The 6479-nt window shown below is 69.2% G+C and carries 5 protein-coding genes; all 5 read right to left on the bottom strand.

Going from position 1 to position 6479, the window contains the following annotated elements:
- The coding region (locus AC1D12_RS21040) for a LysR family transcriptional regulator (RefSeq protein ID WP_477842631.1) at positions 1-215 on the bottom strand (215 nt) is incomplete at its 3' end.
- Between the two features lie 24 nt (positions 216-239).
- Positions 240-2102 carry a thiamine pyrophosphate-binding protein gene (locus AC1D12_RS21035; protein WP_477842627.1) on the bottom strand — a complete coding sequence of 621 codons (1863 nt, stop codon included), beginning with the start codon at positions 2100-2102 and terminating at the stop codon, positions 240-242.
- Between the two features lie 398 nt (positions 2103-2500).
- A complete protein-coding gene (gene phbB / locus AC1D12_RS21030) occupies positions 2501-3238 on the bottom strand; it encodes an acetoacetyl-CoA reductase (RefSeq protein ID WP_047513558.1) in 738 nt (245 codons plus the stop codon).
- Between the two features lie 99 nt (positions 3239-3337).
- On the bottom strand, positions 3338-4516 hold the full coding sequence (locus AC1D12_RS21025; RefSeq protein ID WP_477842625.1) for an acetyl-CoA C-acetyltransferase: 1179 nt from the start codon (positions 4514-4516) through the stop codon (positions 3338-3340).
- A 77-nt stretch (positions 4517-4593) separates the two neighbouring features.
- The gene (gene phaC, locus AC1D12_RS21020; RefSeq protein ID WP_477842629.1) at positions 4594-6231 is read right to left on the bottom strand and encodes a class I poly(R)-hydroxyalkanoic acid synthase; all 1638 of its coding nucleotides are present in this window, start codon (positions 6229-6231) and stop codon (positions 4594-4596) included.
- Positions 6232-6479 lie beyond the last annotated feature (248 nt).

Below are 6479 nucleotides of genomic sequence, written 5' to 3'. Positions count from 1 at the left end.
AGGATGGCCTGCGCGTAGCGGTACAGGTGCTGTCCGCATTCGGTCGGCGACACCCCACGCGAGCTGCGGTTGAGCAGCAGGCTCTTGAACTCGTCTTCGAGTGCGGCCACCTGGTGGCTCAGTGCGGATTGCGCCACGTGCAGCACGCCGGCCGCGCGGGACAGGCTGCCCAGGTCCACGATGCGCACGAAATAGCGAAGCTGTCTCAACTCGATTTTCCTGTCCTCCTGGGTTGCGTTTCAGCGCTGGCGCGCCAGCGCGAGCCGCACCCGCGACCCGATCTGCAGTGAAGGCTCGCTGTTCGAGCCCTCCGAGGCATCCGCGGTGTCCGAAGCGTCCACCGGCTCGACGCGCAGCGCGTCGGCGAGCGACAGGTCGACCTGCAGCAGGTAGGGCTCGTCGCTGGCGAGGCAGTCGGCCACCGCGCGATCGATCGCGGCGGCCGACTTCAGCCGGTGGATGCGCCACCCGAAGGCGCGCGCGACCGCCGCGATGTCGGGCCGCTGGATCATCACGGAGGGCGACGCCGCGCAGGCCGCAGCGCTGCGCCGCGGATCGGCCAGCGGCGGCGGAAACACGATCAGCTTCAACGGCCAGCCGTGGTCGTAGACCGACTGCAGCTCGTGCAGGGTCGGCAGCAGCGCATTCGCATCGCTCAGGCACACGACCGGCCGCCGTGGGTGCGCCGCCAGCACGCCGATCGCGGCCGGCAACGCGAAGCCCGGCATGCCGACACCGGTCGACACCAGCCAGCGGCCCGGATGCAGGTGCTGCAGGTGGCGTGCGCCAGCCGCCTGCGCCAGGCCGTCGTCGACGGTCACGACCGCCTCCAGCGCCGCCAGCGGCTCGCGCAGGGCCCGCAGCACCTGGTCGGTGATCGGCGTGCGCGTGCGGGGCCCGTTGACTTCATCGGCAAGCGCGGCGTCCCGCCGCCAGCCCTCGATCGCCTGCCACCACGCGTGCCGCGGGGTGGGCCCGTCGCCTTCCGTCGCGGCGTGAAGGTCCAGGTTCTTCAGCCACTGCTGGCCCAGCCCCTTCAGCACCTCGCCTCCATCGCCGACCAGCGGCGTGGCAGACGGCCAGACCTTGTTGATGCTGGTCGGATCGATGTCGACATGGATCAGCGTGCCCGGCAGGGGCTCGCTGCGCGGCCAGGAGCGTTCGTCGAGGCGGGCGCCGATGCAGACCACGACATCGGCGTGCCGCAGTGCGAGGTTCGCCACCGGGCTGCCCTGCTCGCCCAGGCAGCCCAGGCAGTGCCGGTCGCTGGAGGGCAGCGCGCCGAGTGCCGCCATCGTCAGCACGCATGGCAGGTCGGCCACCTGCGCGAACTCGGCCAGCGCCGCGCTCGCCGCAGCGCCGGAGCGGATCACGCCACCACCCGCATACAACAGCGGCCGGCGCGCCGCACGGATCTGTGCCACCGCGCGGACCAGCCGGCGGTCCGGCGGCATCAGCGGCCCCTGCCCCGTGAGCACCGCGCCGACCACCGACGCGCCGGTGCGCCGCACCGTCACTTCGGTGCGCTGCACGTCGAGCGGCATGTCGAGCAGCACCGGCCCGCAGCGCCCGGCGCGGGCGACCTGCACCGCGCGGTCGACGATGGCGGCCGCATCGTGCGCCAGCGCCAGGTCGATGCGCCGGCTCCACTTCGTCACGGCGCGGGTGATGCCCAGCGCATCGCATTCGCGGAAGGCATCGGTGCCGATCAGCGCCGATTCGACCTGCCCGGCGATGCACAGCAGCGGCACCGAATCGGCCATCGCACTCATCAGCCCGGCCACGGCCGCGGCGACACCGGAGCCGCCCGACACCAGCACGGCGGCCATCTGCCCGGTCGCCTTGGCATAGCCCTCGGCCGCGTGCACCGCGGCCCGCTCCTGCGACAGCCGCACGACGCGCACCCCGGCGCTCGCGCCGAGCGCCTCGCACAGCGGCGCGATCAAGGCGCCTCCGCTGCACAGGAAGAACATCGTCACGCCGTTGTCGATCAGCGCCTGGATGACCGCCTRCGAGCCGCTCTGCCAGCGCGCGGGGAGGCCGAGCCGGTGGGGCGTGGTGCGCTGGGGCGTGGTGCGCTCGCCGTCGGGGGGAATGTCCACGGGCTCGGGAAACAGGGAGGCGGGAGGCTGGAAGTGCTGCATGCGGAGTTCTGCGCGCTGACAGACCAAGGGGACCAAGGGGGAGCGAGACACAACCACCGGGGCGACAGCTTGCGTCTCAATTGCGAGGAAATCGTGCAGGCCGATGGGCCAGGTTCCCCGCTGCCTGCGGATGGGTGAATCCGGCGGCGCGTGATGAATGGGTGCGAATGCTAGTGAGCTTTCGCGCAGAGGGGCATATCCAATGTCGATAGCGCCATCTGCCAAATCGATGGCCGCAGGCACAGTGGGTCAAGCGCGTGCAAGAAAGTGCAGCTGCCATGACAACAGCCCCGGTGCCAGCATGCTGGCAACCGGGGCTGCGGGGGTCGCGGTGGCGCGGTACGAGAAGCCGGGACTCAGCCCATGTGCAGGCCGCCGTTGACCGAGAAGTCGGCACCGGTCGCGAAGCCGGATTCATCCGACGCGACCCACGACACGATGGACGCGATGTCGTCCGGCGTGCCCAGGCGCTTGACCGGGATGCCGGCGACGATCTTGTCGAGCACGTCCTGGCGGATCGACTTGACCATGTCGGTGGCGATGTAGCCCGGCGACACGGTGTTGACCGTCACGCCCTTGTTGGCGACTTCCTGGGCCAGCGCCATCGTGAAGCCGTGCATGCCGGCCTTCGCGGCGGAGTAGTTGGTCTGGCCGAACTGGCCCTTCTCGCCGTTGACCGAGCTGATGTTGATGATGCGGCCCCAGCCCTTCTCGAGCATGTCGTCGATCACCTGCTTGGTGACATTGAACAGGCTGGTCAGGTTGGTCTCGATCACCGCATCCCAGTCGGCGCGGCTCATCTTGCGGAACATGCCGTCGCGCGTGATGCCGGCGTTGTTGACCAGCACGTCGATCGAGCCCAGCTCGGCCTTGGTCTTCTGGAACGCCGAGACGGTGGAATCCCAGTCGCCGACATTGCCGACCGACGCATGGAAGGTGTAGCCCAGCGCCTTCTGCTCGTTCAGCCATTTGGTGAAATCGCGGCTCGGACCGCAGCCCGCCACGACGGTGAAGCCGTCCTTGTGCAGGCGCTGGCACATCGTGGTGCCGATGCCGCCCATGCCTCCGGTGACGTAGGCGATCTTCTGAGTCATTTTTTTCTCTCCTGAAAAAGGTGTGCAGACACCCGAGCGTCGTCGCGCCCGGGTGCGGCGTCAACCGGGGTTCGCCCTGGGCTCACCCTGGCTTAACTTTCAACGCTCGACCGTCAAGGCAACACCCATGCCACCGCCGATGCACAGGCTCGCGATGCCCTTCTTCGCGTTGCGGCGCTGCATCTCGTGCAGCAGCGTCACCAGGATGCGGCAGCCGGATGCACCGATGGGGTGCCCGATCGCGATCGCGCCGCCGTTGACGTTCACCTTGCTTGTGTCCCAGCCCATCTCGTTGTTCACCGCGCAGGCCTGCGCCGCGAAGGCTTCGTTGATCTCGAGCAGGTCGAGGTCGGAGGGCTTCCAGCCGGCCCGCTGCAGCGCCTTCTGCGAGGCCGGCACCGGCCCGATCCCCATGAAGGCCGGATCGAGCGCCACGGTCGCGTAGCTCTTGATGCGCGCGAGCGGCGTCAGCCCCAGCTGGTCGGCCTTCTTCGCGGTCATCACGACCACGCCGGCCGCGCCGTCGTTCAGGCCCGACGCATTGCCGGCCGTCACGCCACCGGCCTTGTCGAAGGCCGGGCGCAGGYCCGCCAGCGCCTCGGCATTGGTCTTGCGGTTGATGAACTCGTCGGCGGCGAACACGATCGGGTCGCCCTTCTTCTGCGCGATGCTGAAGGCCACGATCTCGTCCTTGAAGCGGCCGGCATCCTGCGCGGCGGCCGCCTTCTGCTGCGAGGCCAGCGCCAGCGCGTCCTGCGCCTCGCGGCTCACGCCGAACTTCTTCGCGACGTTCTCGGCGGTGATGCCCATGTGGTACTGGTTGTACACATCCCACAGGCCGTCGGTGATCATCGAATCGACCAGCTTCCAGTCGCCCATGCGCTGGCCGTCGCGCGAGTTCGGCAGCACATGCGGGGCGAGGCTCATGCTCTCCTGGCCGCCGGCGATCACGATCTCGGAGTCGCCGTCGCGGATGGCCTGCGCCGCCAGCATCACCGCCTTCAGGCCGGAGCCGCAGACCGCGTTGATGGTCAGCGCCGGCACCGCCTGCGGCAGGCCGCTCTTGATGACGGCCTGGCGCGCCGGGTTCTGGCCCGAGCCGGCGGTGAGCACCTGGCCGAGGATGACCTCGTTGACCTGGTCGCCACTGAGCTTGGCGCGCTTCAGCAGCTCGGCGATGACGGCCGCGCCGAGCTCGGGGGCCGGCGTCTTCGCGAGGGCGCCACCGAACTTGCCGACGGCGGTACGGGTGGCGGCGACGATGACGATGTCGGACATGGGAGTCTCCTGTTGACGGGGATGTTGAACGGAATGTGGTGCGCTGCGGGCGCGGGGTCAAGCCGGAGTCATCGACATCAGGCTTTTTGCTTCACATAGCGCCCGGGCGCCGGCTCGATCGGCTTGTGCCTGCGGCTGCCAGGGTTTTTCGGGGCCGGCAGCTGCTTGCCGGCGTGGCCAGCCAGCCAGGCGTCCCAGTCGGTCCACCAGCTGCCGGAGTGCTCCTGCGCGGCTGCGAGCCACGCGTCGGCGCTGGCCGGCTGCGACCCCTGGGCCGGTCCGATCCAGTGGCTGCGCTTCTTCTTGGCCGGCGGGTTGATCACGCCGGCGATGTGGCCGGACGCCCCCAGCACGAAGCGCGTCTTCGCCTTCTTCAGCACCTGGGTGTTCCGGTACGCCGCGTCCCAGGGCACGATGTGGTCCTCGCGCGAGCCGTACACATAGGTCGGCATGTCGACGCGCGACAGGTCGAGCTTCTCGCCGCACACCGTCACGCGGCCCGGCTTCACCAGGTTGTTCTCGAGGTAGGTGTTGCGCAGGTACCAGCAGTACATCGGCCCCGGCAGGTTGGTGCTGTCGCTGTTCCAGTACAGCAGGTCGAACGCCGGCGGCGTCTCGCCCTTCAGGTAGTTGCCGACGACGTAGTTCCACAGCAGGTCGTTCGGGCGCAGCGCGCTGAAGGTGGAGGCCAGCTCCTGCCCCTTCAACAGCCCGCCGCCGTTCGGGCTGGCCGGGCCGAGCGTCATCTCGCGCAGCTGCACCATCGCCTCGTCGACGAACAGGTCGAGCACGCCGGTGTTGCTGAAGTCGAGGAAGGTCGTCAACAGCGTCATGCTGGCAGCGGGCTTGCGGCCGCGCGCGGCCAGCACCGCGAGCGCCGTGGCGAGGATGGTGCCGCCGACGCAGAAGCCCAGTGTGTTGATCGTCTCGGCCCCGGTGATCTCCTGCACCACGTCGATCGCGCGGATCGCCGCGTCTTCGATGTAGTCGTCCCAGCCGAGGTGCGACAGGCCCGCGTCGGCATTGCGCCAGCTGACGACGAACACCCGGTGGCCCTGCGCGACCGCATGGCGGATCAGCGAGTTCTCCGGCTGCAGGTCGAGGATGTAGTACTTGTTGATGCACGGCGGCACCATCAGCAGCGGCCGCTCGAACACCGTCTTCGTCAGCGGCTTGTACTCGAGCAGCTGGAACAGCTCGTTCTCGAACACCACGCTGCCCTCGGTGGTGGCGACGTTGCGGCCGACCTCGAACACGCTTTCGTCGGTCTGCGAGACGTGGCCCTGCTGCAGATCCTGCACCAGGTGCTGCACGCCATGCAGGATGCTCTCGCCCTGCGTCTTCAGCGCGAGCTGCAGCGCCTCCGGGTTGAGCGGCAGGTAATTGCTCGGCGAGGCCGCCGCGACGTACTGCTGCACCGCGAAGCGGATGCGCTCGCGCGTCTTCTCGTCTCCCGTGACGCTGTCGGCCAGGCCCATCAGCGTGCGGGCGTTCAGCAGGTACAGCCGCGCGGTGAACGAGGCCATCGGGTTGTCGGCCCAGGCGGCGGCGCTGAAGCGGCGGTCGCCCAGCGGCTCTGGCCTGGTGGCGGGCTGGGTGGCACCGTTCGGCGGCGCCGCCGCGCCGATGCTCTGGTTCCACAGCGCGCTCGCCTGCGCCATGTAGTCGGCCTGCAGCGCGCTGAGCGCCGGCAACGGCAGGCTCAGCCCGCTCATCGACTTGAAAACGTCACCGATCGTCGCGCCGAACGCGTCGGCGCTGTCGTGGGCCACCGCTGCTTGATTCTTCACAGGTCTCCTTGCCGGCCTCGCACGGGCCGTCGCCTTGGGGTCAGTTTCGGGTCACACTCTTCGCTTCGACACCAGCCGCCGAGCGGCCTCAAAAATGTACCTCGTCGCGATTGCCTGGATGTACGTGGTTGTCATGATGAGCATCGCAGAGGCGACCAGCTCGCAAGGCACCG

The organism is Rhizobacter sp. P1_G5, assembly GCF_056405435.1.
The sequence above is the reverse complement of the archived record's forward strand: the minus strand, read 5'-3'. Positions and strand labels throughout refer to the sequence as shown.